Raw genomic sequence first — 26,026 nt, 5'->3', positions numbered from 1 at the left:
GGGGATGGAACTGGAGCAGCTGTTATACGAACAACAAGATCTCTGGCATGGAGGGCAGAGCAAAGACGATTCGGCAGCGGTGCTGGCCACTGGCTTTGATGCGCTGGATGAATTGGTGGGAGGCTGGCCGCGAGGTGATCTGAGCGAGATCCACTGCGATGCGGAAGGGCTGGCTTGTCTCAACCTAGTGATACCGCTGCTGGCCCGCCTCAGTGTGGAGTCGCGCTGGATTGCCTGGATTGCGCCGCCGGCGATTCCCGATGCGTTGGCGTTGCAGGCCTGGGGCGTAGACCTGTCACGGGTCTTGCTAGTGCATCCACCGGATTCTGCTGGGAAGCTTTGGGCGCTGGAGCAGGCGCTGGCATCGGGTACCTGCAGTGCGGTACTTGCCTGGCCGGAGACGCTGAGCCTTTTGCAGGGCCAGCAACTGCGGCGGGCTGCACAGCAAGGTGATGCGGTGGGTCTGCTGTTTCAGTCACAGCAAAAGGTCGCCCACTCTTCTGCCGCAGCACTTCGTCTGCAGGTCCATCCGCGTGCCGACGGGATGCGTCTGGAGCTTCTCAATCTGCCAGATGGCGGGGGGCTGGCCTCACTCCACATCACACTCTAGCATTACAATCTGATCGATCGTCCGGAAACTATAGCAATGGCTGTGCATTTGCTGGCGACCGGCTAACCTGCTGCCCGTGGCTCTGTTTAAAGCGCGCCCCAGTTGTTGCGACGGCGCTGGAAGCGGAGGTGGGGCAGCAGCAGGCCGATCAGAATTCCAGCAATCACGACGGCTGCGCCGATAAGAAACCAGTCGCGGTTCGACTCGTTGCTGAGATCCCGGTTCTGCTGCCTCAGGTCGGCGACATTGCGGGTCAGGTCAGCAACCTGCTTGCGTAGGTCGTTGCGTTCGTTGGAGATGCGGATGGCGTTTGAGGCAGTGCGCTGGATGCTCTGCAGCTCCTGATTGAGCTGATTTTTGGTCTGTTGCAGGGCCTTGTGTTCCTGCTGCAGGCTGTCGTGCTGCTGCTGCAACCGGGCGAGTTTGCCGCTCAATTCAGCGGGGGCGGATTCGAGCTCATGAACACGTTGCTGCAAGGTCTTGAGCTGGTTGCGGGCGCTCGGCTGGTTCATCAGCTGGCGACTCAGTACATATCCTTCCAAGCCGCTGGCGGTGCGGATTTTGGAGTAACCGCTCTCTGAGTCGGTAGAGAGCAGATCGACCTGATCACCACTATTCAGCATGCGCAGAATGCGATGGGTTGAGCTTTCGCCGGAACGCATGGTCACCTTAAAAGTGTCGGTGATATAGGCAGGCTTTGCCTGGGCCAGCAGGGGGAGGGCCAGCAGAAGCAGAGCAATGCTTAATTGGAAGGGGAGCCGCATCACAGTATTCCGTTAAGTGGTGGTCCTGAAAGAGACGTATTGTCGCAGTTTTTCTCAGAAGAATTTCTGATCATTCCCACGTTTTTCTGTTTCGGGTCGCTAAAAAGGTGGCTATTTTTGCTTGCTAAGTAGTAGGAATTCGAGTAACGCCTTTTGTGAGTGAAGACGGTTCTCTGCTTCATCCCAGACGACGCTGTCGGGAGCATCGATGACTGCAGCGCTGACCTCTTCGCCGCGATGGGCCGGCAGGCAGTGCATGAATAGTGCGTCCGGATTTGCGATGGCCATCATCGCCTCATCAACCTTGAAATCGGAGAAGGCTTTTTCCCGCTGCTGCTGTTCCTCCTCCTGACCCATGCTGGCCCAGACGTCGGTGACGACCAGGTCGGCTGCTTTGGCAGCAGCCATCGGATCGCGAGTCACTCGGCAACGATCGCCCGCTGCGGTAAGGATCTGATTGTCAGGGTCATAGCCTTCCGGGCAGGCGATGCTGAGCTGGAAATCGAACTGGCGCGCCGCGTTGATGTAGGAGTGGCACATATTATTGCCGTCGCCGATCCAGGCCACGGTTTTGCCTTGGATCGAGCCGCGATGCTCCACATAGGTCTGCATATCCGCGAGCAGCTGGCAGGGGTGATAGAGATCAGTGAGCGCATTGATTACCGGTACCTGAGAGTATTCGGCAAAACGCTCAAGTTTCTCCTGCTCGAAGGTGCGGATCATGATGATATCGACCATACGAGACATCACCCGCGCGCTGTCCTCGATTGGTTCGCCACGCCCCAGTTGAGTATCGCGGGGCGAGAGGAACAGTGCGTGTCCACCGAGCTGGGTCATACCGACCTCAAACGAGATGCGGGTGCGGGTGGAGGATTTCTCAAACACCATGCCCAGGTTTTTTTGTTTTAACGGAGCATGGATCTCGCTGGCATGGGTCATGCGTTTGAGCTCGATGGCGCGGTCGATCAGGTCGGTCAGCTCCTGACTGCTGAGATCAAGCAGGGAGAGGAAGTGCCTGGGTTGAGTATCGTTCATGTCTGCTTCCTCAAGGGAGTGCTCAGAGAAAATCGTGAATCAGTGCACTAACGCCTGAGATGATCTGGTCCGCCTCCGCATCGCTGATGATCAGCGGTGGGATCAGCCGGATCACGCGCTCGGCCGCGACGTTGATCAGCAGTCCCTGTTGCAGGGCCTTGCTGACCAGTTCGCCACAGGGCCGATCGAGCTCGATGCCCAGCAGCAGGCCGACAGCGCGGATATCCACTACGCCATCGAGGTCGTCCAGCTGTTGCTTGAAAGCGGCGAGCATGCGCTCGCTGAGAGCTGCGGCGCGTTCTGGGATCGCTTCCGCTTGCATTGTCTCCACCACGCAGCATGCCACCCGGCAGGCGAGCGGGTTGCCGCCGAAGGTGGAGCCGTGGGTGCCCGGCCCGAGAACCTCGGCAGCCACCCCCTGTGCCAGGCAGGCACCGATCGGTACGCCGTTGCCGAGGCCTTTGGCGAGAGTCATTACGTCGGGCAGGATGCCGTTGTGCTGATGCGCGAACAGTTTGCCGGTGCGGCCCATGCCGGTCTGGATCTCGTCGAGCATCATCAGCCAGCCCTGCTGGTCGCAGATCTCGCGTACTTGGTTGAGGTAGTCGGAGGCGGGGATATTCACGCCGCCTTCGCCCTGTACCGGTTCCAGCAGAACTGCCACTACGTCCTGGTTGTTGGCGGCGACTTGGGCGATTGCCGCGGCGTCGCCAAACGGGACCCGGATGAAGCCCTGCACCAGTGGTTCAAAACCCGCCTGCACCTTGCGGTTGCCGGTGGCGGAGAGAGTTGCCAGGGTGCGACCGTGGAAGCTGCCTTCGGCGACGATGATCTGTGGTGTGGTGATGCCTCTGTTATGGCCGTGAAGCCGGGCGATCTTGATCGCGGCCTCGTTGGCTTCGGCGCCGGAGTTGGCGAAGAATACCCGCTGCATGCCAGAGAGCTGGGTGAGCAGGTCACCCAGCCGCTGCTGCTGCTGGATGCCGTAGAGGTTCGAGGTGTGGATCAGTTCGCCCGCCTGTTCGCACAGGGCCTGACGCACTGCCGGGTGGGCGTGGCCAAGATTGCAGACAGCGATGCCGCTCACCGCGTCCAGATAGCGCCGGCCATCAGTATCCCACAGCCAGGCGCCTTCGCCCCGCTCGAAGGTTACCGGTAGCCGTGCGTAGGTTGCCATCAATGAGTCAGCCATGAATCCATCCTGTAAAATAAAAAAGGCATCCTGATGGACGCCATTCTCACCAACATCCGCCGCTGTTTGGCCGGAAAACCGATTAGTTTACCTATGTGTGTCGCTTGGCGCAAACTCACATCTGGCAGTGTAGATTTATCTGCCGCATTGGGCAGAATGCACCGCAGGTTCAGCTTTTTCATCATTTGATTAGGAGATACCCATGTTCCTTGCGCTGACACTCCATCTGCTTGCTGTGATTGTCTGGGTAGGCGGTATGTTCTTTGCCCATATGGCGCTGCGTCCGGCGGCCAATGCACTACTTGAACCACCCCAGCGGTTGCCGTTGATGAAGCAGGTCTTCGATGGTTTTTTCCCCTGGGTGTGGGGCGCTGTGTTATCGATTCTCGCGAGCGGCTTCTGGCTGCTGTTTGTGCCCTTTAATGGTGAGGCGAAGACCTCAGTTTGGGCGATGACGCTGCTCGGTACCCTGATGGCGGTGATCTTCATCTTTATCTATGCGCGCCCCTACCAGTTGATGGGGCAGGCGCTTTCGGCGGGGGAGTTACCCAAAGCGGGGGCGGCGATGGCGCTGATCCGCCGTCTGATCGGTATCAATCTGATATTGGGCCTGCTGGTCACCGTGTTGGCGGTGATGGGTAAATACAGCGGTTTTTAATCGGCCACACGGCAGAAACCTCATGTTTTCCCCCTGACTGTCGATTGCTTGTTTGGGGATCTGCTTTTGGTGTCTAAGGGGGGGTGCGATGTTCCTATGTGGCAAAACAAAACGTGCATTGGGCGATGCTGAACAGCGGATTGAAGCGCTAGAACAGCAGCTTGCCGAGTTGTCGGAACAACAGCATACCCTGCAGCAGGAGCGTGACCACTACCAGGCAGAGGTGCAGCGCCTTAAACAGCAGCAGATGCTGGCGACCAGCATCTTTGCCAGCTTTGAGCACTTTGGCAAGAGCCTCGACCTGATGCAGGAGACAATGGGGGGCATGGCCAAACTGCTCAGCAGTGAGAAGGAGACGGCGGTGGTCTCTTCCACTGAATCGGAGGTGGCGCGGCATAAATCCTCGAAGATGGCTGATAACCTCAGTTCAATCTCCAGCGAGTTGAGTGATGCAGTCTCCTACATGGAGCAGCTGAATAGCCGCACCGATGCCATCGGCAATATTGTCGGCCTGATCAATGGAATCTCCGAGCAGACCAATCTGTTAGCGTTGAATGCGGCGATCGAGGCGGCGCGGGCGGGGGATCAAGGGCGTGGTTTTGCGGTGGTTGCCGATGAGGTGCGCAATCTGTCGCACAAGACCGGTGAGGCCACCAAAGAGATCGCCAGTGAGGTGAGCCAGATTCAGAGCAGCTCATCGGATGTGGAGAAGCGCATGCGCCAGATCGCCAATGAGTCACAGAAACTGGCGCAGATCGGCGGCACCTTGGTCGATGGCATGAATAGCATTATCGGCCTCTCGCGGCAGATGGAGCAGGCGGTCTCTTCCGGATCGCTGCGCAGCTTTGTTGAGGTGGCGAAGATTGACCATCTGGTCTTCAAGGTTCAGGTCTACATGGTGCTGATGGGGCAGCTAGAGAAGCCGGCAGAGGCGTTCTCCAGTCATACGGATTGCCGTCTGGGGCACTGGTACTACCAGGGCGAGGGGGTCAGCTGCTTCTCCAAGTTGGATGGTTACAAGGAGATCGAGAGACCTCACATTTTGGTGCATGAGGCAGGCAAGATGGCGGTCAACGCTTTCCATGCACAGGATTTTGATCGATGCGTCGAGGCGATGCAGCAGATGGAACAGGCCAGCCTTGATGTGTTGGATAGCCTGGAGCATCTGGCAAAGTCCGGTGAAAACATGCCCGAGCTGTTGTGTCACCATCAAGGATGAGTGGCTGATGTGAACGGGCGACGCCGACACAAATCGGCGTCGCGTCGTCTCAGTTCATGCGGATCAGTTCCGCGCGGCGGTTCATGGTTTGTCCCTCGAGGGATTCGTTGTCGGAGATCGGCTGTTCTTCACCAAACCCTTCCGCCGAGAGGCGCTCAGCGGCGACCCCATTGTCGCTGAGATAGTGCATCACAGTGATAGCGCGACGGTGGGAGAGGTCTTTGTTGTATGCCGCATCGCCGCGGCTGTCGGTGTGTCCCGCCACCATCAATCGAAGCCCCTGATGGTGAATCAGGGTTCTGGCCACCTTATCCAGGATGGAGACCGAACCCTGGGTGAGCTGGTCTGAATCGGTCTTGAAGTTGACGCCGTGCAGGGTGATGACCTCGGCCGGACTGCAGCCGGTGGTGTCCACCTCCTTGCCTGCCGCCGTGTTGGGGCAGAGATCGGCGTCATCGAAGATGCCATCCTGATCACTGTCGAGAGTCGATGCTGGGATGGGAGTGATCGGCTCTGCAACTTCGGGGCAGTTCGCTACAACGATCTCACAGCCGTCGCGGCTGACCTCTTTGCCGGCCGGTGTGTTGGGGCATTGATCGAGCCGATCGACCACCTGATCACCATCCAGATCAGTCTCGCAGCCTTTGTTATCGACCCTGGCCTCGGTGGGAGTACCCGGACACTGATCAAGTCGGTCGATAACTCCGTCACTATCCTGATCCAGCTCGCAACCTCTATTGTCGACCATAAAACCCGCGCCGGTGCCCGGACACTGGTCAGACTCGTCGGCCACGCCATCCTTGTCGGTGTCGATCACGATCGGCACCTGGGGCGGCAATATGCGTTCACAGCCGTCGGGGGTGACCTCTCTGCCGGCGGCCGTGTTCGGGCATTGATCGAGGCGGTCGATCACGCTGTCCCCATCCTGGTCTGTTTCGCAGCCGTGGCTGTCGACCCGGGCGCTGGCAGGGGTGTTGGGGCACTGATCGAGATGATCCACCACCTGATCCTGATCCCGATCGGTCTCGCAACCTCTGAGATCGACGCTGAGCTCGCTCGGGGTGGCTGGGCAGTCGTCCTGGCTGTTGACCACGCCGTCATTGTCGCTGTCCACCTCACAACCGTTCGGCTTCACTTGCGCGCCCTGGGGGGTGGCCGGGCAGCGGTCGAGTGCGTCCGGGATCAGATCGCCATCGTTGTCGAGGCGGCAGCCGTCGGTGTCCACCACCGCGCCCTCAGGCGTATTGCGGCACTTGTCGTGGCTGTCGTCAATGCCGTCGCCATCGGTGTCGAGGGCGCAACCGAGATTGTTGACCAGGATGCCCGAGGCGGTTTTGGGGCAGTGGTCCAGGTTGTCGACAATGCCGTCCTGGTCGCTGTCGCTGAGCCGGTAGCGGATGGTGAAGACCAGATCATTCACCTGGTGGCCGTAGTAGGTGATGGTGTTCTCCCGCTTCACCCACTCGCCGTCGCGATTGCTTTCATAGGAGATCAGCTCGATGCCTTTGGGCAGCACCCAGGCGTAGACGAAGTTGTCGAAATCACCGGGCTTGTACCACATGCCGAAGTGGCCGTCGGCACGTTTCTCCTCGCGGGTGGTGAAGGTGTAGATGCCATCGTCAGAAAGGCTGAGCTGGTCGCTCAACTGCTCAGGATAGACCACCACATACTCCCCCTGGTTGAAGGCCAGGGTGTTGACAGCCGGGTTTGAGGTGCCATCCCAGTCGCGCTTGTTGGGGTAGATGTAGTAGAAGTCGTTCAGCTCCAGCGATTTGGTGACGTGAAAGAGGAGCTTTGAGGCATCCCCCCGCAGGGCGCGATGAAACAGCGAGCTTCTGCCATCGGTCTGCAGGTAGATAATGTTCTCGGAAGTAACCTCGGCATAGGCGCTGGAGGCGAGCAAGCCGCTTGCCAGCAGGCCGAAGAGAGAGATAAAGGTGCGAATGGAAGCCATGATACTATCCCAGCGTTTGGCAGATGACGGTGTGGCGGATTCTGCAGTAAGGGGCGCCCGACCTGCAAGGTGGAGGTGGTGGATGCTTGGTGATGGCAGGAAACGTCACAATTGTTGACGATTTCTATGCCAAACGATGGAGAAGTGATGGCTACACAACGTGCTGGAGTGATTGGCACCCTGGTGTTCGGCGTCATTTGCGCCTTGGCGGGCTATTTTGCCGCCTTTGAGTGGGGCAAGCCGATCCTCGATAAGGCCGAGGCAAGCGTCAATTGGCCGCAGGTTGCAGGTCGGATCGAGATCGCGGAACTGCAGCAGGCGCGTGACAGTGACGGCAATCGCCTCTATCGAGCCCAGATCGACTACAGCTACCAAGTGGCGGGGGCGCACTACCGGGGTTCGCGCATCCGCTTTGATGGTGGCCCCAGCTCAAGCAGCGCCGCTGAGGCGAAGCGGGTACTCAATCGTTACCAGCCGCAGCAGCCGATCGAGGTCCACTACAATCCGCAATCACCGGAAGAGTCGGTGCTCGAGCCCGGCACCACCCTGGATAGCTATCTGCCCTACTTTATCGGTCTGACATTTTTTACCATTGGGGTGTTGATCAGCGTTGGCATGCTGCTCAAACTGCTGCTGGTGGGAGGCGTCATCGTTGGTGCGCTGCTGCAGCGGTGGAAGCAGAGAGCAACGCCGCCACCGCCACCCAAAGGCTGAAGCGACTGAGCTGCCTGGTCTGAACAGAAAGGAAGGAGAGCAAACCATGTTTGATGCAGAGAAGATGTTGGGCGGACTGCTGGGCGGTGTGCTCGGTGGTGACAGCGGAAAGTCCGCCATCCCTTCGGTGGGGATGGGGGTGCTGGGAGTCGCGATGGCCGCCTATGAACATTTTACCAGCCAGAGTGGTGCCGGGCAGGCGTCGGCCCAACCCGGCACGACCCAAGCCCCGCCGCCCCCGCCTGGGCAGGCCGCTGCGCCGCCACCCCCTCCGCCTGGTGTGGCCCCCACCACAGCTGCTCCGCCGCCTCCGCCCGCTGCTCCGCCGGCCGCTGCCGATGAGAGCCAGCCAAGCCTGGCGGTGGTGTTGATCCGCGCCATGATCGCCGCCGCCCATGCCGATGGCGAGGTAGATGCCGATGAACGCCAGCGTATCTTCGGCAGGCTTGAGCAGAGCGGTCTCGACCCGGAAGAACGGGCCTTCATGGAGCACGAGATCGACAACCCGGTGAGCGCTGCACAGCTGGCTGGCTGGAGCGACTCCGCTGACAGTGCCCAGCAGATCTATTCGGCATCGCTGCTGGCGATTCAGCTCGATACCCCGCAGGAGGTCGTCTATCTGCGCGCCCTGGCTGGTCGGCTGGGGCTGACAGATGATGCGATCAATGCGGTGCATGCGGCACTGGGTGTGCCGCCGCTGGCGCCTGCAATCTAAACGACAGAAGGAGTATCAGGATGTCTCAAGAGTGGTATCTCAGCTATAACGGCCAGCAGATAGGGCCGATGGATTTCGCGCAGGCCGCCGCCCGCGCCCAGGCCGATCCCAACGGCCACGCCTGGCGTCAGGGCATGGCGGAGTGGCTGCCGATCAACCAGATCCCAGAGCTGATGAGCGGCCAGCCGCCGGCAGGTTCCGCGCTAGTGCCGGGTAAGGCGGACGAGATTGACTATCAGATCCACGGCCACGAGAGCCAGTTTGTCGAGGTCGAGCTCGATCCCGGCGAGAGCGCGGTGGCCGAGGCGGGGGCGATGATGTACAAGGACGCTAGCATCGGCATGACCACCCTGTTTGGCGACGGCTCCGGCAGCGATGGCGGTGGCTTCATGGACAAGCTGTTGGGGGCGGGCAAGCGTCTGCTCACCGGCGAGAGCCTGTTCACCACGGTCTTCACCCACAATGGTTCGGGCAAGGCGAAGGTCGCTTTCGCCGCGCCCTTTCCCGGCACCATCATCCCGATCTCCCTGGCCGACATGGGTGGCCGGCTGATCTGCCAGAAGGACAGCTTCCTGTGTGCCGCCAAGGGAGTCTCCATTGGCATCCACTTCCAGAAGAAGATCCTCACCGGACTGTTCGGTGGCGAGGGTTTTATCATGCAGAAACTGGAGGGCGACGGGCTGGTCTTCGTCCAGGCCGGCGGCACCCTGCTGGAGCGTGAGCTGGCCCCCGGTGAACAGCTGCATGTGGACACCGGCTGCCTGGTGGGGATGCAGGACTCGGTGCAGTTCGATCTGCAGCAGGCGGGCGGCGTGAAGACCGCCCTGTTTGGCGGCGAAGGCCTCTTCTTCGCCAACCTGCAGGGGCCTGGCAAAGTCTGGCTGCAGTCGCTGCCATTCTCGCGCTTGGCTGGCCGGATGCTGGAGGCCGCGCCCCAAGGTGGCGGGCGAGACCAAGGTGAAGGTTCCGCGTTGGGTGGATTGGGTGATCTGCTGATGGGGGATAATTGATCCGGCGCTTGCCGGTCGGTTCTGCCCTGTCGCAAGAACATTAGGAAACCGATGTGATGTTTGGCCTGTTGAAATCAACCCCGCCTATCGATGAGCCCTCAGCAGAGTGGCTGTTTGATGCCTATGCTTGGGCGCTGAGAAACTTTGATGCGCGGGTCTTCCATCAGGAGAGCATCCTGGTGGTGCCCTCCAATGAACACTTTCCGGGTCGTGAAAACAGCCTGCACGGCATGGCAGAGCTGATCTTCGAGCAGGTCAAGGCCTATGCTGGCATGGCCCACTGGCCCTGTCGGCTGCTGGATCAGCAGGCCTGTATGACACTGGAAACGCCCAGCCTGCGTCTGGCCGGTGCAATCAGAGGCTCCCGGGGTATTCCGCTCACGACGGTGGCGGAGGATCAAAAACTCATCGTCCTCTACCAGCCGAATCAGGTCAGCAATCCGGAGGCGCTGATCGCCAGCTTCGCCCACACCCTGGCCCACTATCTTGGCACCACCGCTGAAGAGCCCCCGCCGGGCGGGCCGGAGCAGTGGCCCCATCTCACAGAACTGTTGGCGGTGTTTATGGGGTTTGGGCTGATGTTTGCCAACAGCGTCTACGCCTTCAAAGGCAGCAGTTGTGGCAGCTGCGGCGGTGGCGCCCCAGGTCGCAGCGCCTTTCTTTCAGAGGAAGAGACAACCTACGCCCTGGCAATCTTTGCTGTGCTGAAAGAGATCCCGGCCAAAGATGTCAGCCGCCACCTGAAAAAATCACTGCGCCCGGTCTACAAGCAGGCGCTCAAGGATCTGGCAGGACGAGGAGAGCAGCTTGCGCGGTTGCAAGATATCGATGGGGATGCTGTTGCTGCCTTAGCCCAATAGGGTGGATTTTGTGAAGCGCAGCTCGTCATCATCACCCATAAAAAAGGCCTCCCCACCGAGGTGAGGAGGCCTTCTTCACAGCTCAGATCGCTGTCGATCAGCCCATGTTGCTGGCAACGAAGTCCCAGTTGACCAGTTTCCAGAACGCATCCAGGTAGGCGGGGCGGGCGTTGCGGTAGTCGATGTAGTAGGCGTGCTCCCAGACGTCGGCGGTGAGCAGGGCCTTCTTGCCGGCAGTCATCGGGGTGCCGGCGTTGGAGGTGTTGTAGATCTCCAGGCTGCCGTCTTCGTTCTGCACCAGCCAGGTCCAGCCGGAGCCGAAGTTGGTGGCGCCGGAGGTGGCGAACTTCTGTTTGAATTCGTCGAAGGAGCCGAAGGTGCTGTTGATTGCGTCGGCCAGGGCGCCAGTCGGGGCGTTCTCATCGCCGGGCGAACGCAGGCAGTTCCAGTAGAAGGTGTGGTTCCAGACCTGAGCGGCATTGTTGAACACGCCGCCCTCGGACTTCATGATGATCTCTTCCAGGGAGGCGTTTTCGAACTCGGTGCCCGGGATCAGATTGTTGAGGTTGGTGACGTAGGTGTTGTGGTGCTTGCCGTGGTGGAACTCCAGGGTCTCTTGGGAGATCACAGGCTCAAGGGCGTCGATTGCAAAGGGAAGCGCAGGCAGTTCGTGTGCCATCAGTCAGGTACTCCTTGGATCTTATTGAGAGTCGTGGTGGGGTCGATCTGTGCCGCACCACTGGTAAAACCTAGTAAAATGCTTGGCCATTCTAGCCAGAGGGGTTGAGTCTGGCAAGGTTATTTTTGTACTGATTCTAAATGGAAATATGGGAACGTCGATGGACCCGGTTGAACTGAATATCTTCGCCTCGCGTCTGGAGGCGGTCTGCGATGAGATGGGGGCGGTGCTGCGTAATGCCGCCTTTTCGCCCAACATCCGCGACCGTCTCGACTACTCCTGTGCGGTGTTCGACGCTCAGGGGGAGCTCTGCGCCCAGGCGGCCCACATCCCGGTCCACCTCGGTAGCATGGCCTTTGCGATGGCCGGAATCGTCTCGAGTCTGGAGTGGCAGGCTGGCGATATGGTAGTCCTCAACGACCCCTATCTTGGCGGCACCCATCTGCCGGATGTGACCCTGATCGCGCCGCTCTTTGCCGACGGTGAGCTGACTGCTTTTGTGGTGAACCGCGCTCATCATGCGGATATCGGCGCCGAATCCCCAGGTTCGATGCCGCTCTCCAGCTCTCTGGAACAGGAGGGGCGGGTGATCCCCCCCGATTATCTGCTGCGCGGCGGTGAGCTGAATCAGCGACTCTACCGCAGCTTGGTCGAGGAGAACCGGAACCCGCAGGAGTCGGCCGGCGATTTTGCCGCCCAGATCAGCGCCAACCGCAGCGGTGTGGAGCGACTGAGTCTGATGATCGACGAGTGGGGGCGGGCGGGCTTCCTGAGCGGCCTGCAGGCGCTCAACGATTATGCCGAGAAGCTGGCGCTGAATGCTATCGCCGCGCTGCCCGACGGCGCCTACCGCTTTGAAGATCTGATGGACGATGATGGTCAGGGTAGCCTCGATATCCCGATCCGGGTCTGTCTGACGATGCGTGGCGGGCGGGTGACGGTTGATTTCAACGGTACCGCCGGGCAGGTGGCCGGTAACATCAACGCGCCGCTCTCGGTGGCCGCGGCGGCAGTCTTCTACGCCTTCCGCTGCTTGATGCCGCCTCAGACCCCCGCCTGCGCCGGCACCTTCCGGCCGATCAGTCTCAACGCCCCGGTGGGTTGTCTGCTCAATGCGCAGCGCCCGGCGGCGGTGGCGGCGGGTAATGTGGAGACCAGCACCCGGGTGGTGGATGTGGTGCTGGGGGCGCTGGCCCAGGTGGTGCCGGAGCTGATCCCGGCCGCCAGCCACGGCAGCATGAACAACCTGGCGATGGGCAGCGATACGCCGGGCCGCCGTTGGGACTACTACGAGACCATCGGCGGTGGCATGGGAGCGGGTTGCCGGAGCCCTGGTCAGAGTGGGGTGCAGACGCATATGACCAACACTCTCAACACCCCCATCGAGGTGGTGGAGGGCCGCTTTCCACTGCGCATCCGACGTTATGAGCTGCGTCGTGGTTCCGGTGGTGCAGGACGGTATGGCGGTGGTGACGGACTGCGGCGGGAGTTCGAATTCCTCGCCCCGGTCCAGGTCTCACTGCTCACTGAGCGACGCCGACGTGGGCCTTGGGGTGCCGATGGCGGTGGTGCTGGGGCGGCAGGGCGCAATCTGCTGGATGGGGAGGAACTGTCGGGCAAGGTCAGTCTGAAACTGGAGGCGGGGCAGCGTCTCATCATAGAGACCCCCGGCGGCGGGGGCTGGGGCACTCCCAGTTCCGACGAGTAGGCCGACCGGCGATGTGTGGTATCTGCGGCGAATTGCGCTTTGATGGTGAGTCGGCGGAGCTGGCCGTGATCCAGCGCATGAGCGTCCGACTGGTGCGTCGCGGTCCTGACCACGCCGGTCGCTTCAGTGACGGTCCGCTCGCCTTTGGGCATCGCCGCCTCGCCATTATCGACCTCTCCGAGCAGGCCAACCAGCCGATGTTCGATCCGCAGCTCGGGCTGGTGCTGGTCTTCAACGGCGCCATCTACAATTATCGGGCGCTGCGCGAGACGCTGATCGCCAAGGGTTACTGCTTCTTCTCTACTGGCGATACGGAGGTGATCCTCAAGGCGTGGCACGCCTGGGGCGAGGCCAGTGTTGAGCGGCTGGAGGGGATGTTCGCCTTCGCCATTTGGGATCAGCAGCAGCGCCGGCTGACTCTGGTGCGCGACCGGCTCGGCATCAAACCATTCTACTATACGCTCGATCAACGCGGTCTGCGTTTCGCCTCCAATACCCAGGCACTGCTGGTGGCAGGTGGCGTCGACACCTCCATCGATCCACTGGCGCTGCACTATCAGTTCACCTTGCATGGGGTGGTGCCGGCGCCACACACCATCTTCAACGGCATCCGCAAGCTGGCGCCGGGCCACGTGATGCGGGTGAGCGAGGCGGGCGCCGGTCCGCAGTACGCCTATTGGTCCTATCCTGTGGATCGTCCGGCCGTGCCACGCAGTGAGGGCGAGTGGCTGGAGGTGATCGAGGTGGCGCTGCGCCAGGCGGTGCGCCGACGCAGCCAGGTGGCTGATGTGCCGGTGGCAGTGTTGCTCTCCGGTGGCCTCGATTCGAGTCTGTTGGTAGCGTTGCTGGGGGAGGCGGGGGTCAGCGATCTGCATACCTTTACTATCGGCTTTGAGGATCAGCCGGAGGAGCAGGGTAACGAGTTCGAGTATTCCGATGCGGTGGCGGAGCACTGCGCCACCCGCCATCAGCGGTTTCTGGTCTCTGATGCCGAGGTGCTGCGGCGTCTGCCGGAGGCAGTGGAGCAGATGGCGGAGCCGATGTTCGGCCAGGATGCTGTGGCCTTCTACCTGCTGGCGGAGCAGGTTGCCAAACAGTTCAAGGTGGTGCAGTCGGGGCAGGGGGCAGACGAGGTATTCGGCGGCTATGCATGGTACCCGCGGATGTTGGCGGATAGTCATGGTGATCCAGTGGCGCGTTTTGCCCGCCACTATTTCGATCGGGATCATGGGGAGTACCTGCGCCTGATCACTCCGCGGCTGGCCGGGGCCGACCACAGCCGGGCGCTGATTGGCGACTATCTACAAGACGTCGCTGATGAGGACTTTATGCAGGCGGTGCTGCGCATGGATCAGACTATGCTGCTGGTCGATGATCCACTGAAGCGGGTCGACAACATGACCATGGCCTGGGGGCTGGAGGCGCGGGTGCCGTTTCTTGATCAGCAACTGCTGGAGCTGATGGCGGCCTGCCCGGCGGAGCTGAAGCTGCGTGAGGCTGGCAAGTATCCGCTCAAGGCGGTTGCCCGGGGGCGGTTGCCCGACTCTGTCATCGATCGTCCCAAGGGCTATTTCCCGCTGCCGGCGCTGAAGTATGTGCGGGGAGAGTTTCTGACGTTTGTGCGCGATATCCTTGATTCATCGGTGGCGTGTGAGCGCGGTCTGTTCCAGCGAAAATATGTTGAGATGCTGCTGGCGGCGCCGCAGATGCACCACACTCGCCTCTGGGGCAGCAAAATCTGGCAGCTGGCGGTGTTTGAGCTGTGGCTGCAGCGGCAGGGCGTGTAGGTTATTAATCCGGCCAAAGCAGGATCTATCGGCGGTTAATCATAGATATAGGGCGGCCTGTGGCCGCTGTCTGTCATATATTGAAATCATGGATGATGTCGGGCGCAGCCTGCCCTATACATGTGCCATGTTTAAATGTCGGCAATCAAATGGACCTAGTAATAGCCTCGCCAAGTCCCTACAAAGACACGATGTTCTTCCCCTGTCTGGCGGGGTAAACTGCCGCGCATCATTGCGGCGCTTGAAAAGCGGCAGTCTGCCACCATCTAGTGCCGGTCACTGAACTCATTACCGAGGTATTCCGATGGACGTGTTGGATCGAATTCGTGAACAGGTGGAAGGCAATCCGGTTGTCATCTACATGAAAGGCACCCCCCAGTTCCCCATGTGCGGCTTCTCCTCCCGTGCGGCGGAGGCGCTGAAGGCATGCGGCGCGCCTTTCTCCTACGTCAATGTGCTGGCCGATCAGGAGATTTTTGAGAACCTGCCACGCTACGCGGATTGGCCGACCTTCCCCCAGATCTATGTGGATGGTGAACTGGTGGGCGGCTGCGATATCACCCTGGAACTGCAAGCTAGCGGCGAGCTGAAAACCATGATGGAGAAGGCCGTGGCGAAGTCGGAGGCTGCCGGCAAGTCCGAATAGTCGATTCTCTGCGGCAGGCGCTCACCTCTGCCTGCCGCTTCTCTGTCTCTCTTCCTGTCAGGCTCTGTTGTTGGTCTGCAATGGGGCCTCGCTTTTTTGCATTGGCTGATCCCAGGGGTTGGCGGGGCTCAGCTCCTGCCAGCGGTTGACGATGGTGCAGAATAGGCGCGCGGTCTGTTCGGTATCGTAGATCGCGGAGTGGGCCTCGTTGCTGTCCCACTCCAGCCCGGCGCACTGGGCAGCCCGTGCCAGCACCGTCTGTCCGTAGGCGAGACCGGCCAGGCTGACCGTGTCAAAGGTACTGAAAGGGTGGAACGGATTGCGTTTGTAGTTGCTGCGTTCCACTGCGGCATTGATAAAACCTAAGTCAAAAAAGGCATTGTGCCCGACCAGAATGGCACGCTTGCAGCCGCTCGCCTTCACTGCCTTGCGAATTGGCTCAAAGATCTTTTTTAGTGCCTCCCGCTCCGGTAGTGCATCGCGAAACGGGTGGTACGGATCGATGCCGTTAAAGGCGAGCGCCTTGGGGTCGATATTGGAATTGGGAAAGGGTTCGACATGGCAGGCATGGGTCTCACCCAGTTGTAACAGGCCGGCCTCGTCGAGCAGGAGGGTGGTTGCGGCGATCTCCAGCAGGGCATCCTGCTTGGCGTCAAAGCCGCCGGTCTCCACGTCGACCACAATCGGCAGGTAGCCGCGGAAGCGGTCGGCGATGATGGGGTTGTATATCGGTTCGTTCATCTGCCAAGGATAATGAAACTGCGGTGGATTTACGACCTACACTGGGGTTGGTTAAGGTAGTTCTTATGAAAGTTCTACAGGATGCCGGGTATGCTGAGGGAGATAGGGTGCCGTTATGATGAGTCGCTTTTTTTTGCAGAGTGGCGCTGTGAGTGTGTTGGTGCTGGTCTGCCTGGGGATGATCTCCGGTTGTGCCAGTGTGCCTGCTGAACAGGCTCATCCGTCCGATCCACTTGAATCGTTCAATCGTGGCAGCGATCGTTTCAATAGGGACTTTGATGAGGCTATCGGCAAGCCGGTGGCCAAAGGGTACCGTCGGGTGTTGCCCGATCCGTTTGATCGGGGTTTCACCAACTTCTTCGAGAATCTGACCGACGTCAATTCAGCTGCCAATAATCTGCTGCAGGCGAAACCCAAACAGGCGGCCTCTGATGTGGGGCGGTTCTGCGTCAACACCACCATTGGTCTGCTCGGTTTCTTCGATGTGGCCAGCGATATGGGGCTGCAGCGCTATCGGGAGGATTTCGGCCAGACGCTTGGTCATTGGGGTTACGAGGAGTCCGCTTATTTTGTCATTCCGATCCTTGGGCCGAGTACGGTGCGGGATGCTGCAGGGCGAGTGGTGGATCTGTTTATCAATCCGCTCTACTTCACGCAGGAAGGGCTGCGTTGGAGCTTGTTGGTGGTCAAGCTGATCGACATCAGGGCAGACCTGCTGGAAACGGTCGAAGCAGTGGATGAGGCGGCGCTGGACCGCTATGTCTTTGTGCGAGAGTCCTATCTACAGAAACGCCGCTACGATATCTTTGATGGCGATCCTCCGTTGGAGGACGACCTGTTCGATGAGTTCTTCGATGAAGATCTTAATCAGACTCCATAGCGGTTAATCACTGACGATTCGCCATTCAATCTTCTCCCCGGCACGCAGCGGGATTACCCGGTCACTGCCAAAGGCGTAACTGGTCGGTACATCCCAGGCGCTTTTCTCCAGCGTGATGCTGTCTCTGTTCCTTGGCAGTCCGTAAAAGTCCGGCCCGAAGTGGCTGGCAAACCCCTCCAGCTTGTCCAGCGCGCCGGCGCGGTCGAAGGCCTCTGCATAGAGTTCGATGGCGGCGTGGGCGGTGTAGCAACCGGCGCAGCCGCAGGCGCACTCTTTGGCGTGAACCGGATGGGGAGCGCTGTCGGTACCCAGAAAGAAGCGTGGATCGCCGCTGGTGGCAGCATCGACCAGTGCCTGTCGGTGTCTCTCCCTTTTAAGGATCGGCAGGCAGTAGAGGTGAGGACGAATGCCGCCAGTGAAGATCGCCGTGCGATTGTAGAGCAGGTGGTGGGCGGTGATGGTACCCGCAACCCGTCCGGAAGCCTGTTTAACAAACTCCACGCCCTCCTGGGTTGTGATGTGCTCGAGTACTAGGCGTAGCTCAGGGAACCTCTCCACAAGCGGCGCCAACTGTTGATCGAGAAAGACGGCTTCACGGTCGAAGGTGTCGACCTCCGGGTGGGTTGCCTCGCCATGAATCAGCAGCGGCAGATCGTGCTGCTGCATTGCCTCCAGAGTGGGATAGATACGTTCGATATTGGTGACACCGGCGTCCGAATTGGTAGTGGCGCCGGCCGGATAGAGCTTTACCGCATGCACAAAACCGGAGGTCTTGGCGCGGGCGACCTCATCGGGACCGAGGTTATCGGTCATATAGAGTGTCATCAGAGGCTCGAAATGGCTCCCCTCTGGCAGGGCGGAGAGGATTCGTTGTCGGTAGGCCTGAGCGGTATCGGTATTGGCTACTGGCAGTTTGAGGTTAGGCATGATGATGGCACGGGCAAACTGTTTGGCCGAATGGGCCAGGACAGAGGTCATCGCCGCGTCATCACGCAGATGGAGGTGCCAGTCGTCGGGACGGTGGATGGTTATCTTCATAGAACGCAATTCTTATAAAATAATATTATCTATAGATAAGCAGAATAAATTTGTTAGATTAAGTAAATACTAATATTCTTTCGCTCGAAGGCTACGCTGTATCTGCTTTCAACAACGCTGCTAAAGACACATTGTATCTATTGGAGAGTTAACAATGAACAAAATCGTTAAAGCCGCTGCTGCTGCAGCTCTGGTTGTTGCTTCTGCTTCTGCTTCTGCTTGGTGGGGCGGTCCCTGGGGCAACCGTGGTTGGAATGACAACAACTGGATGGGCGATGGTTTCGGCGACGGCGCTTTCGATTTCAACATGAGCGCTCGTGGTCGTGGCAACGGTTATGGTAGCGGCTACAACCGTTACAACGACTACTACGGTTACGGTCCTTACGGCTACGGTGCTCCTTATGGCGCTCCTTACGGTGCTCCCTATGGCGCTCCTTACGGTGCTCCGGTTGCCCCTCAGGCTCCGGCTGCTCCTGCTAAATAAGTAGGAACGAATCAGGATGATTGACAGCACAGGGACGTGCTGAAAAGACTAAGCGTGGTTTTCAAAAGATTTTCCGGGTGAGTGACATGAAAAAGGTTTCTACTATCGCTGCTGCCGTTGCACTGGCTGCTGCTTCTGCTTCCGCAAGTGCCTGGTGGGGCAACAACGGCAACAACTGGGCGAATGACTTCCTTGGTGACGGTTTTGCTGATGGTGCTTTCGACATGAACTTCAGCATGCGTGGCCAGGGTCGCGGCAATGGCTACGGCTACAACCGTTACAATGACTACTACGGCCCTTACGGTTACCCCTACTACGGTGCCCCCTATGCAGCGCCGGTTGCTCCGACCGCTGAGCAGCAGGCTGCCCTGACCGAACAGCAGAAGACCTTCGCTGAGCAACAGCGCAAGGCCTTCGAGCAGGCGATTGCCGCCCAGCGTGAGTACGCCAAGAACTTCCAGAATGTTGATCCTTTTGCGTCCATGGAGCAGGAGAGGAAGGCCATGCAGGAGCGTATGGCAGCAGAGCGCAAGCAGATGGAACAGCGCTTCGCCAACTTTGCTCCCGCCAACCGCGCCATGCCTGCTGACGTTGCCAAGCGCATGGAAGAGTCCAAGGCTCGCCGTGAAGCATCTATGAAAGAGATGGAGGCGCGCCGCGCCGAAGCTCGCAAGCAGATGGAAGAGCGTCGCAAGGTTGCTATGGAGCGCAAGCCTTTTGAGCGCCCGGCCTTCGCACCGCACAAGGACATCTAAACTCTTGCGGGTTTGATGCCGAAAAAGGCGCGTTCGAGTAATCGGACGCGTCGCACTGCTGACAAAGCCCTCGCCGTCTGGTGGGGGCTTTGTTTTTTATGGGGTTTGCTGAACTCCAACCCCATCTGTAGTACGCATCCCTGACGCTTGCGATGATGCGGTAACTCGTCCCAAGTGTTTCGCCTTTGATTCCCTGGTGGTTCCGCTTGGGAGGCTTAACAGCTCCCGGCTCAACGCTCGATGGTGTAGAACAGGTCCACCCCCTGGGATCGACCGGTCTCGGTCTGAATCTGCAGCCTGTCGGTGAGGTCGTAGCGCAGCCGCAGCTTGGTTTCGCGCGAGGCCAGTTCGTTGACGTATTGCACGTAGAGGCGCGGCGACAGATAGGTGCCGGCCACCACCGATGCCTCGGCCAGGCTGTTACCGGTTTCCACCCGCAGTTCCTCCAAACCCAACTGACGGCCCACCTCGGTGGTGAGGCTACCCACACCGGTGGCCTGTAGTGCCGTGGCCACGCCCACATTGGCGCCGGATTTACCCGGCGGATGCCCGGTGAGCAGATAGGAGACGACCTCACTCTGGGTCATGGGCGGGGTGGAGTAGAGTGTCAGCTTGGGCGTCTTCAGGGTGCCGCTCACGCGCAGCCCGGCGGTCACCTCGCCAACCTCGCGCACCGCCTGCACGTCCAGCCCCGGATTGTCCACCGGGCTGTCGGCGAACAGGGCGTAGCCGCGTTCTATTTTGAGGTCCTGGCCGTAGGCGCGGTAGCTGCCGTCCGTCACGCCCAGCCGACCGCGACCGATGACCGGCCGACCCGGCTCGTCGATCACCAGCAGGTTGCCGGTGAGGTTGGCGCGCAGGCCGAAGCCCTCGAAGCTGACTCTGTCGCCGAAGACGATGCGCAGCCTGGAATGGAAGTTCGGGTCGGCCTGTTCCTGTTGTGGTGCATCGCGGCCCACCACCACCAGATCCGGGGTGCCGGTGACAGCGGTTTCTGGCAGTTCGCGTGGCCGGATGCGGCCGTAGGGGATGCGGACCTCGCCGTTCAGCTCGGTTTGTTCCTTGGTGTGCAGGATCAGCAGATCTGGCGATACATGCACCTCCGCCTCGGGGATGTTCAGCGCCACCCAGTCTTTACCCTGCAGCTTGAGTCGGGTGAGATAACCCTCGGCCGGTTCGATGCGGGTCTCACCCTCCAGGGTCAGGGTTCCTCCGCCGGAGCGTACCCTGCCCTTTATCTCCAGCCGTTCCAGACTCGGTGCCTTCAGGCTCAGGCCCAGTTCGCGCAGCTCCAGCCCGAGTTCCGGGATATCCAGGGCTCCCTCTTTCAGCTCCGCTTTGCCCTTGAGTTTGGGTCTGGCCAGGCGCCCGGCCAAGGTGAAATCAAGATCGATGTAGCCCGCTACATTCTGCAACTGTGGTGCCATTGCCGAGGCCAGGCTCAGGTCGTTGATGCGTGCTTTAAGCTGGCCGGCCAGGGGTTGCTTGTCCGGGGCAAGTGCCGACAGTTTCAGTCCGGGCAGGCGTATTTCTCCGTCGATCTCCCCCAGGTCGGCCAGGGGTATGCCAATTTCGGCATGGGCACCCGTGGCATCCAGCTTTGCCTGCAGGCTGCCACCGGAGAAGTCCAGTTGGTGTGGTTCGCCCTGCACCTCGAAGGCTAGCTGGCCCTCGGGTAGCTCCAGTTCGGCTCGGCCACGGATATCCCCATCTGGGGCGGCATAAAAGTCCGCCGCCAGGTCACTGCGACCAGTGAGCTTCAATTCCGGGGGCAGCCAGTGCTGGAAGAAGGCCAGGGGAAAGGCGGGGGCGCTCAGCTTCGCTTTCCAGCCCTTGGCGTCGCTGCCATCGAATGCCGCGCACAGACGCCCGCCGTCGGCGGCCAGACAGAGTTCCTGCACCCGCTGGGTCTCGGTCGCCAGGGTGAAGAGGGTGGGGTGCTCCAGATCCCAGCGGCCGATCTCGGGCAGGGTGAGGGTCAGGGCCTGTAAGGTTCCGCTCCAGCTGTTTTTTGCATCCAGGCCGGCGTCGATGAGCAGTTGCGCGGTTGGTGCCTGCTCGCTCTCTAGTTTCAACTCGATCTGGTGCGCATTGCGCGTGCCCTTGGCGCCCAGCGTCAGTTGATGCCACTGCATGGCGCCGGATTTCAGCCCTCGGGCTGCCAGGTCCAGGTCGATATTCTGCTCACCGCCCAGCTCCAGCTCCGCCTGTACCTGGAGATCTGCAACCGCGTGCTCCTCGAAACCGATGGCCTTGCCGTCGATGTTGGCCTTGAGCTGTGGTGCTTCACGGCTGCCAGCCAGCCGACCCTCGCTGTGCAAGGAGCCGGACAGGCCTGGCCACAGGCTGGCCAGATTCTCTGCCTGTAGCGTCCAGCCCAGGTCGAGGATATTGCCGGCGCTGCCCTCGATGCGAATCACACTGCTGCCGGAGGTCAGCGCCAGTTGCTTGATGTGCAGCGTCTCGCCGGTCAGTTTCAGTTCGCCCTCGGCCTTGAGCGGATAATCGCGCAGCACGCCCTCAAGCTGGGTCAGCTCTACCTCGGCTTGCGGCGTGCCTTCCGCCACCCGGCCCCGGGTGGCTAGCTGCAGCGCTAGTTTGCCGGGAAAATCGGGGTGGAACAGACCGGGGTTGATGCTGGTGCCGGTCAGGTTCAGCTGCCAGGCCGGCTGCGGCGCCCAGTCGGCGCGGCCGGAGCCGTCGATATGCCCCTCTGGCAGGCGAATGCGCAGCGCCTCGAAGTCCACGCCATCGGTATTGCCGCTGCCGGATGCCTCCAGCGTGAGCGCAGGCTGATCCGGCAGGATTGCGTCCAGGATCAGTTGGTAGCGGTAGTCTGCCGGTTGGCCCTTGATTTCCAACCGGCCCTGGTTGCTACGTACCTGGACTCTCTCCCCAGTCAGGGGCCAGCGCAGAGCGCTCCAGGCGAGCTCGGCATCGAATACGCCCAAGGCGTCGTCGGTAGTGTATCGACCGGAGCCTTCGAGTTTAGAGCCAGCGGGAGTAGTAATGAGCAGCCGTTCGGCGGTCACCGTGCCGTCTTCATAGGTCGCGGCCAGGTCCATATTCAGCTCGCCCAGGGCGGGCTCGGTCAGCCTCAGTCTGCCGTCGACTGTGACTACCTCCGGAGTACCGCTACTGTGTAGTCGTCCGCTGACCCGGGTAGGAAAGTTGGCGGCAAAGGCGCCGAGATCGGTGTTGTTCAGGGTCAGCTTCGCATCCCACCGGGGTGCCTGCTGCAGTTCATACAGGCTGGCGTTCAAAACGGCGGCGAGGGGGGCAGACAGGGTCTGTTCGAGTTTGAGTTCGGCCAGATCGCCGGTAATCTGGCCCTGGCCGGAGAGTTCTGGGCCTTCAGGTAGCTGGTAGTGCCAGCCCAACTCCAGGTTCAATGGTAATAACGGAGCCAGTTGCAGCTCGCCGGCCAGCTCCACCCGGGCGCCAAAGCCAGCAGCCTCCAGATGTTCGATCTGCACCACATCGTCGACGGCCCGGGCAGCCAGGCCGACTTGTTCGATGAGGATGGGTTCGGCTGTCGTGGGTGGGATGATGTGGACGTCGGTCAGCTGGAGCGATTCCAGCACCAGCTCCAGGGGCAGGCTGAGACCGGGGAAGGGTTTGGTCGGGGCAGAGTCCGACTCGGTTGGCGGCAATGCCAGGCGGCCCCGATCCAGTTCCAGGGAGATAATCTGCAGGCGCCGCTGCAACAAGGCGGTGGGCCGCCAGTCCAAGTGTAGCCGGTCCAGCTCCAGCAGCAGATCGCCATCGTGATAGCTGAGCCCGGTGAGGTCCAGCGGGCCGGTGAGGCGGCCTTTGAGGCTCTCTGCGGACAGCTCGCCGGGGACCAGATCCCGGGCCAGGTTGAACAGCCAGCGGGTGCCGTTTTCACTATGCACTACAAGGCCTAGTCCCAGGAGGAGGCCGATCAGGGCCAGCAGGGCGGTGTTGAGCAGGGTCGCCAAAACATGCAGCGCTTTTCTGCGCCAGCTCATAGCTCGGGGCCGACCACGATGTGCAAGCGCAGCGCGGCTTCATCCGTGCTCAGAGTCCTGGCCAGATCGATGCGGACCGGCCCCACTGGCGAGTGCCAGCGCAGACCGATGCCGGCGCTGTAGTGGATCTCGGCATCGTAGTCGGGGTCGAAGGCGTTGCCGGCATCGATGAACATTGCAGCGCTCCACTTGCCAGTCAGCAGACGTTCCAGCTCGATGCTGCCCACGGCGAGAAAGCGACCGCCGATCACCTCGCCGGATGCATCCCGCGGGCCAATCTCATCCAGGCCGAAGCCGCGTACGCTGTTGTCACCACCGGCGAAGAAGCGCTTGGAGGCGGGCAGGTCGGTCAGGCCCTCCGCCAAGGTGGCGCCTAGCTCCGCCCGGGCGAGGATGCGCCAGTGGCCGTCGCCCAGACCGCGGATGAGCTTGTCGTTGGTGTGGGCCTGGATGTAGCTGGTGCTGGAGAGCAGTTGTTGGGTGGCGCCCTCAAGGCGGAAGTCGATCCGATGGCCGCGCTGGATGTAGTCCAGGCTGTCGCTGTGCAACTGCGACCAGCTGAGGTAGGGCACCAGCAGGAAGGCGTTGTCGTCCTGCGCGCCCACTTCGAAATTCTCGTAGGAGTAGTCGATGCCGATGGTGCGTCGCCAGTCGTTGTCCAGGCCGATTGAGTGGGCGCTGTTGAGCAGCAGGCGCACGCCAAGACGGCTGTCGGTATCGTAGTGGTCACCCTGGGCCGAGAATGATAGAGAGTCTTGTGATGGTCGCTCCAGAGGGATGGTGTATTCCGTCTTCAGTGAGCTGCGTGGTGCCGACAGACGCAGCTCGCTGAGCATGCGGTGGCCTTCACGGTTGATCAGTCGGCGTTTCCAGTCCAGGGTGATGCGCGGTCCGGTGTCGGTGGAGAAGCCAATACCGGCGCGGTAGCGGTTCGGTTTGTTGGGCGACAGCAGCAGCTCGATGGGCACCTGATCTGCCACTGCCTGATCGCGCAGGGTTCGCACCTCTACATGGTTGAAGTATTCGCTGTCGATCAGGTTGGATTGCAGCGTCAACAGCTGCTCGTGGCTGAACGGGTCGCCCGGTTGGAAGCGCAGGTAGCGGGCCAGGAATCCGGGGGCCAGCTTGTCTTGTATGAAGCGTACCTCGCCGAAGTGGTAGTGCGGGCCGGTCTCCAGTTGCAGGCGAATGGAGGCCTGGTAGCTGTCCAGATCTACCCGAACCTGGTGGATGGTGTAGCGGGCGTCTAGGTAGCCGGCCTCGATGGCATCGCTCAGTAGCTGCTGCTTGAGCTTCTCATAGCGGGCCTGGTTCAGGAAGGTGCCTGGCTGCAGGTCGAGGCCGAATGCAAATAGGGCGTCATTTCTGCCCGGGCCGGTGGTGTTGAACTCGACCTTCGCCAGTTGGATCCGGGGGCCTGGCTCAATCTGGTAGCGGGCACGGTAGCCGGTGTTGGTCTGCTCCAGGCGGGAGTCGATTGCCGGCTTGAAGTGGCCGAAGGGTTGCAGTGCCCGACGGATCTCCGCCGGTGCCTGTCGGTGCAGCAGGCGCATGCGGCCCTTGGTCAGAGCTTCTCGCTCTTTCTCTCGCTCGAGGGAGAGGAAAGCGCGTACATTCGCCTCCTGCTCCCTGTCCAGGCCTTCAATCTGCACCTCAATCTCTAGGGCATGAGCGGCTGCGGCGGCCAGCAGCAGCCAGGTGGCAACAAAAAATTGCTGCATTGGCCTCCATACAATTCAGAAATGAAGAGGTGGGGATTTTACCAGTTCCGCCCGGTACGGAAGCGAACTCATATACAAGGGGGCTTCTGATCACGTCATGAACGCGTATCTTGTGCCCAGAATATCCAGCTTCTGCGCTGCAAATCTCGGCAACGGCTCCATGCGTTGCCCTACCTCCTGCCTCCATGCAATCGTTCGCAAGAGCCAGCTATCCCCGACAGGGATGTAGGGGAGGCGCGTGAGCAGGAAGCGGTAGCTTTACATGCGATTTGCGCCTTGAATCTAAAAATTCTGAATCACAATCCACTTCGTCCAGATTTAATCAAAGGCTTCCAAGCAAAAATTCCTGGTTTATCGGATGATGATGGAGCGACGGGATAAAGAGAAGGCCGCATTCCTTGTGACCAACAACATGAAAGAACCCAAGCAGGTGTCGGGACTGCGTGCGGAGAATTGAGTATAGGTGATCTGATATGTCCAGCCGTGTTGCCCAAGAATGACAAAGGCCTGCATTTGCAGGCCTTTAATGTCGCCCGACTACAGTCAGGCCTAAGCTGGTACCGAGGGACGGACTCGAACCGTCAAGGCCGTGAAGCCGGGGGATTTTGAATCCCCTGTGTCTACCAATTCCACCACCCCGGCGTGGTAGGTGATGATTATAAACGTGTTGTGGGGCGGCTGAAAGGGGTTAGGGAGCCCCTGATCACGTCATGAACTCGTATCTTGTGCCCAGACTATCCAGCTTCTGCGTGGCAAATCTCGGCAACGGCTCCATGCGTGACTTTACCTTCTGCCTCCATGCAGTCGTTCGCACGAGTCAGCTATCCCCGACAGGGATGTAGGGGAGGCGCGTGAGCAGGGAGC

The 26,026-nt window shown here is 60.4% G+C and carries 22 protein-coding genes and 1 tRNA gene; 13 read left to right on the top strand and 10 right to left on the bottom strand.

Features of this window, described 5'->3' with window-relative positions; genetic code table 11:
- Window positions 1-4 precede the first annotated feature (4 nt).
- The gene (gene imuA / locus L0Y14_RS13185; protein ID WP_006475743.1) at window positions 5-610 is read left to right on the top strand and encodes a translesion DNA synthesis-associated protein ImuA; all 606 of its coding nucleotides are present in this window, start codon (window positions 5-7) and stop codon (window positions 608-610) included.
- An 86-nt stretch (window positions 611-696) separates the two neighbouring features.
- On the opposite strand, the gene L0Y14_RS13180 is transcribed toward imuA, so the two are convergent.
- From L0Y14_RS13180 to L0Y14_RS13170, 3 genes are all read right to left on the bottom strand, one after another.
- Window positions 697-1,374, bottom strand: coding sequence for a TIGR04211 family SH3 domain-containing protein (locus tag L0Y14_RS13180; protein WP_006475744.1), 678 nt, complete (start codon window positions 1,372-1,374; stop codon window positions 697-699).
- Between the two features lie 111 nt (window positions 1,375-1,485).
- Window positions 1,486-2,409 carry an ornithine carbamoyltransferase gene (gene argF, locus L0Y14_RS13175; RefSeq protein ID WP_005965127.1) on the bottom strand — a complete coding sequence of 308 codons (924 nt, stop codon included), beginning with the start codon at window positions 2,407-2,409 and terminating at the stop codon, window positions 1,486-1,488.
- Window positions 2,410-2,431: 22 nt separating this feature from the next.
- Window positions 2,432-3,601: an aspartate aminotransferase family protein gene (locus L0Y14_RS13170; protein WP_006475745.1), complete on the bottom strand. Its 1,170-nt coding sequence runs from the start codon at window positions 3,599-3,601 to the stop codon at window positions 2,432-2,434.
- Between the two features lie 202 nt (window positions 3,602-3,803).
- On the opposite strand from L0Y14_RS13170, the gene L0Y14_RS13165 reads away from it, so the two are divergent.
- Window positions 3,804-4,259, top strand: coding sequence for a CopD family protein (locus L0Y14_RS13165; protein ID WP_005965131.1), 456 nt, complete (start codon window positions 3,804-3,806; stop codon window positions 4,257-4,259).
- An 88-nt stretch (window positions 4,260-4,347) separates the two neighbouring features.
- Complete coding sequence (locus L0Y14_RS13160) at window positions 4,348-5,478, top strand: methyl-accepting chemotaxis protein (RefSeq protein WP_240991746.1); 1,131 nt, start codon at window positions 4,348-4,350, stop codon at window positions 5,476-5,478.
- A gap of 49 nt (window positions 5,479-5,527) precedes the next feature.
- On the opposite strand, the gene L0Y14_RS13155 is transcribed toward L0Y14_RS13160, so the two are convergent.
- A complete protein-coding gene (locus tag L0Y14_RS13155) occupies window positions 5,528-7,432 on the bottom strand; it encodes a thrombospondin type 3 repeat-containing protein (protein WP_006475747.1) in 1,905 nt (634 codons plus the stop codon).
- A 147-nt stretch (window positions 7,433-7,579) separates the two neighbouring features.
- On the opposite strand from L0Y14_RS13155, the gene L0Y14_RS13150 reads away from it, so the two are divergent.
- Genes L0Y14_RS13150 through L0Y14_RS13135 form a run of 4 tightly spaced genes read left to right on the top strand, consistent with a single transcriptional unit; the run spans window position 7,580 to window position 10,731 of the window.
- Window positions 7,580-8,146: a DUF3592 domain-containing protein gene (locus tag L0Y14_RS13150; RefSeq protein ID WP_006475748.1), complete on the top strand. Its 567-nt coding sequence runs from the start codon at window positions 7,580-7,582 to the stop codon at window positions 8,144-8,146.
- Window positions 8,147-8,192: 46 nt separating this feature from the next.
- Window positions 8,193-8,861 carry a tellurite resistance TerB family protein gene (locus L0Y14_RS13145; protein WP_251859208.1) on the top strand — a complete coding sequence of 223 codons (669 nt, stop codon included), beginning with the start codon at window positions 8,193-8,195 and terminating at the stop codon, window positions 8,859-8,861.
- Window positions 8,862-8,881: 20 nt separating this feature from the next.
- Entirely contained in the window at window positions 8,882-9,871 is a 990-nt protein-coding gene (locus L0Y14_RS13140; protein ID WP_005965910.1) for a TIGR00266 family protein, read from the top strand.
- Between the two features lie 56 nt (window positions 9,872-9,927).
- The gene (locus L0Y14_RS13135; RefSeq protein ID WP_006474847.1) at window positions 9,928-10,731 is read left to right on the top strand and encodes a hypothetical protein; all 804 of its coding nucleotides are present in this window, start codon (window positions 9,928-9,930) and stop codon (window positions 10,729-10,731) included.
- 97 nt (window positions 10,732-10,828) lie between these two features.
- On the opposite strand, the gene L0Y14_RS13130 is transcribed toward L0Y14_RS13135, so the two are convergent.
- Window positions 10,829-11,410, bottom strand: coding sequence for a superoxide dismutase (locus tag L0Y14_RS13130; RefSeq protein WP_005965908.1), 582 nt, complete (start codon window positions 11,408-11,410; stop codon window positions 10,829-10,831).
- A 160-nt stretch (window positions 11,411-11,570) separates the two neighbouring features.
- Between L0Y14_RS13130 and L0Y14_RS13125 the strand changes: the two genes are divergently transcribed.
- From L0Y14_RS13125 to grxD, 3 genes are all read left to right on the top strand, one after another.
- Window positions 11,571-13,118 (top strand): hydantoinase B/oxoprolinase family protein, encoded by a 1,548-nt coding sequence (locus L0Y14_RS13125; protein ID WP_006474846.1) that lies wholly within the window; start codon window positions 11,571-11,573, stop codon window positions 13,116-13,118.
- A gap of 11 nt (window positions 13,119-13,129) precedes the next feature.
- A complete protein-coding gene (locus tag L0Y14_RS13120) occupies window positions 13,130-14,905 on the top strand; it encodes an N-acetylglutaminylglutamine amidotransferase (RefSeq protein WP_006474845.1) in 1,776 nt (591 codons plus the stop codon).
- 304 nt (window positions 14,906-15,209) lie between these two features.
- The gene (gene grxD, locus L0Y14_RS13115) at window positions 15,210-15,551 is read left to right on the top strand and encodes a Grx4 family monothiol glutaredoxin (RefSeq protein ID WP_005965905.1); all 342 of its coding nucleotides are present in this window, start codon (window positions 15,210-15,212) and stop codon (window positions 15,549-15,551) included.
- A gap of 57 nt (window positions 15,552-15,608) precedes the next feature.
- Here grxD and rnt read toward each other — a convergent pair whose 3' ends face one another.
- The gene (rnt, locus tag L0Y14_RS13110; RefSeq protein ID WP_005965904.1) at window positions 15,609-16,292 is read right to left on the bottom strand and encodes a ribonuclease T; all 684 of its coding nucleotides are present in this window, start codon (window positions 16,290-16,292) and stop codon (window positions 15,609-15,611) included.
- A gap of 115 nt (window positions 16,293-16,407) precedes the next feature.
- On the opposite strand from rnt, the gene L0Y14_RS13105 reads away from it, so the two are divergent.
- The gene (locus tag L0Y14_RS13105) at window positions 16,408-17,172 is read left to right on the top strand and encodes an MlaA family lipoprotein (RefSeq protein ID WP_005965902.1); all 765 of its coding nucleotides are present in this window, start codon (window positions 16,408-16,410) and stop codon (window positions 17,170-17,172) included.
- A 3-nt stretch (window positions 17,173-17,175) separates the two neighbouring features.
- Here the strand turns inward: L0Y14_RS13105 and pyrC are convergent, their stop codons facing one another.
- Complete coding sequence (gene pyrC, locus L0Y14_RS13100; protein WP_006474844.1) at window positions 17,176-18,210, bottom strand: dihydroorotase; 1,035 nt, start codon at window positions 18,208-18,210, stop codon at window positions 17,176-17,178.
- A 154-nt stretch (window positions 18,211-18,364) separates the two neighbouring features.
- Between pyrC and L0Y14_RS13095 the strand changes: the two genes are divergently transcribed.
- Together L0Y14_RS13095 and L0Y14_RS16405 are read left to right on the top strand one after the other, a co-directional pair.
- Window positions 18,365-18,694, top strand: coding sequence for a sulfur globule family protein (locus L0Y14_RS13095; protein ID WP_006474843.1), 330 nt, complete (start codon window positions 18,365-18,367; stop codon window positions 18,692-18,694).
- Between the two features lie 86 nt (window positions 18,695-18,780).
- Window positions 18,781-19,449 (top strand): sulfur globule family protein, encoded by a 669-nt coding sequence (locus tag L0Y14_RS16405; RefSeq protein WP_039960692.1) that lies wholly within the window; start codon window positions 18,781-18,783, stop codon window positions 19,447-19,449.
- A 230-nt stretch (window positions 19,450-19,679) separates the two neighbouring features.
- Here the strand turns inward: L0Y14_RS16405 and L0Y14_RS13085 are convergent, their stop codons facing one another.
- From L0Y14_RS13085 to L0Y14_RS13075, 3 genes are all read right to left on the bottom strand, one after another.
- Window positions 19,680-23,441, bottom strand: a complete 3,762-nt coding sequence (locus L0Y14_RS13085) for a translocation/assembly module TamB domain-containing protein (protein WP_005966395.1) — start codon at window positions 23,439-23,441, stop codon at window positions 19,680-19,682.
- Entirely contained in the window at window positions 23,438-25,162 is a 1,725-nt protein-coding gene (locus L0Y14_RS13080) for an autotransporter assembly complex protein TamA (protein ID WP_006474841.1), read from the bottom strand. Before L0Y14_RS13080 ends, L0Y14_RS13085 begins: the two co-directional genes overlap by 4 nt.
- A 555-nt stretch (window positions 25,163-25,717) precedes the next feature.
- A tRNA-Leu gene (locus L0Y14_RS13075) sits at window positions 25,718-25,804 on the bottom strand.
- Between the last annotated feature and the right edge of the window lie 222 nt (window positions 25,805-26,026).

It is taken from the genome of Candidatus Endoriftia persephonae, assembly GCF_023733635.1.
In the GTDB taxonomy this organism is placed as follows: domain Bacteria; phylum Pseudomonadota; class Gammaproteobacteria; order Chromatiales; family Chromatiaceae; genus Endoriftia; species Endoriftia persephonae.
This window is presented reverse-complemented; position numbering and strand designations above follow the sequence as displayed.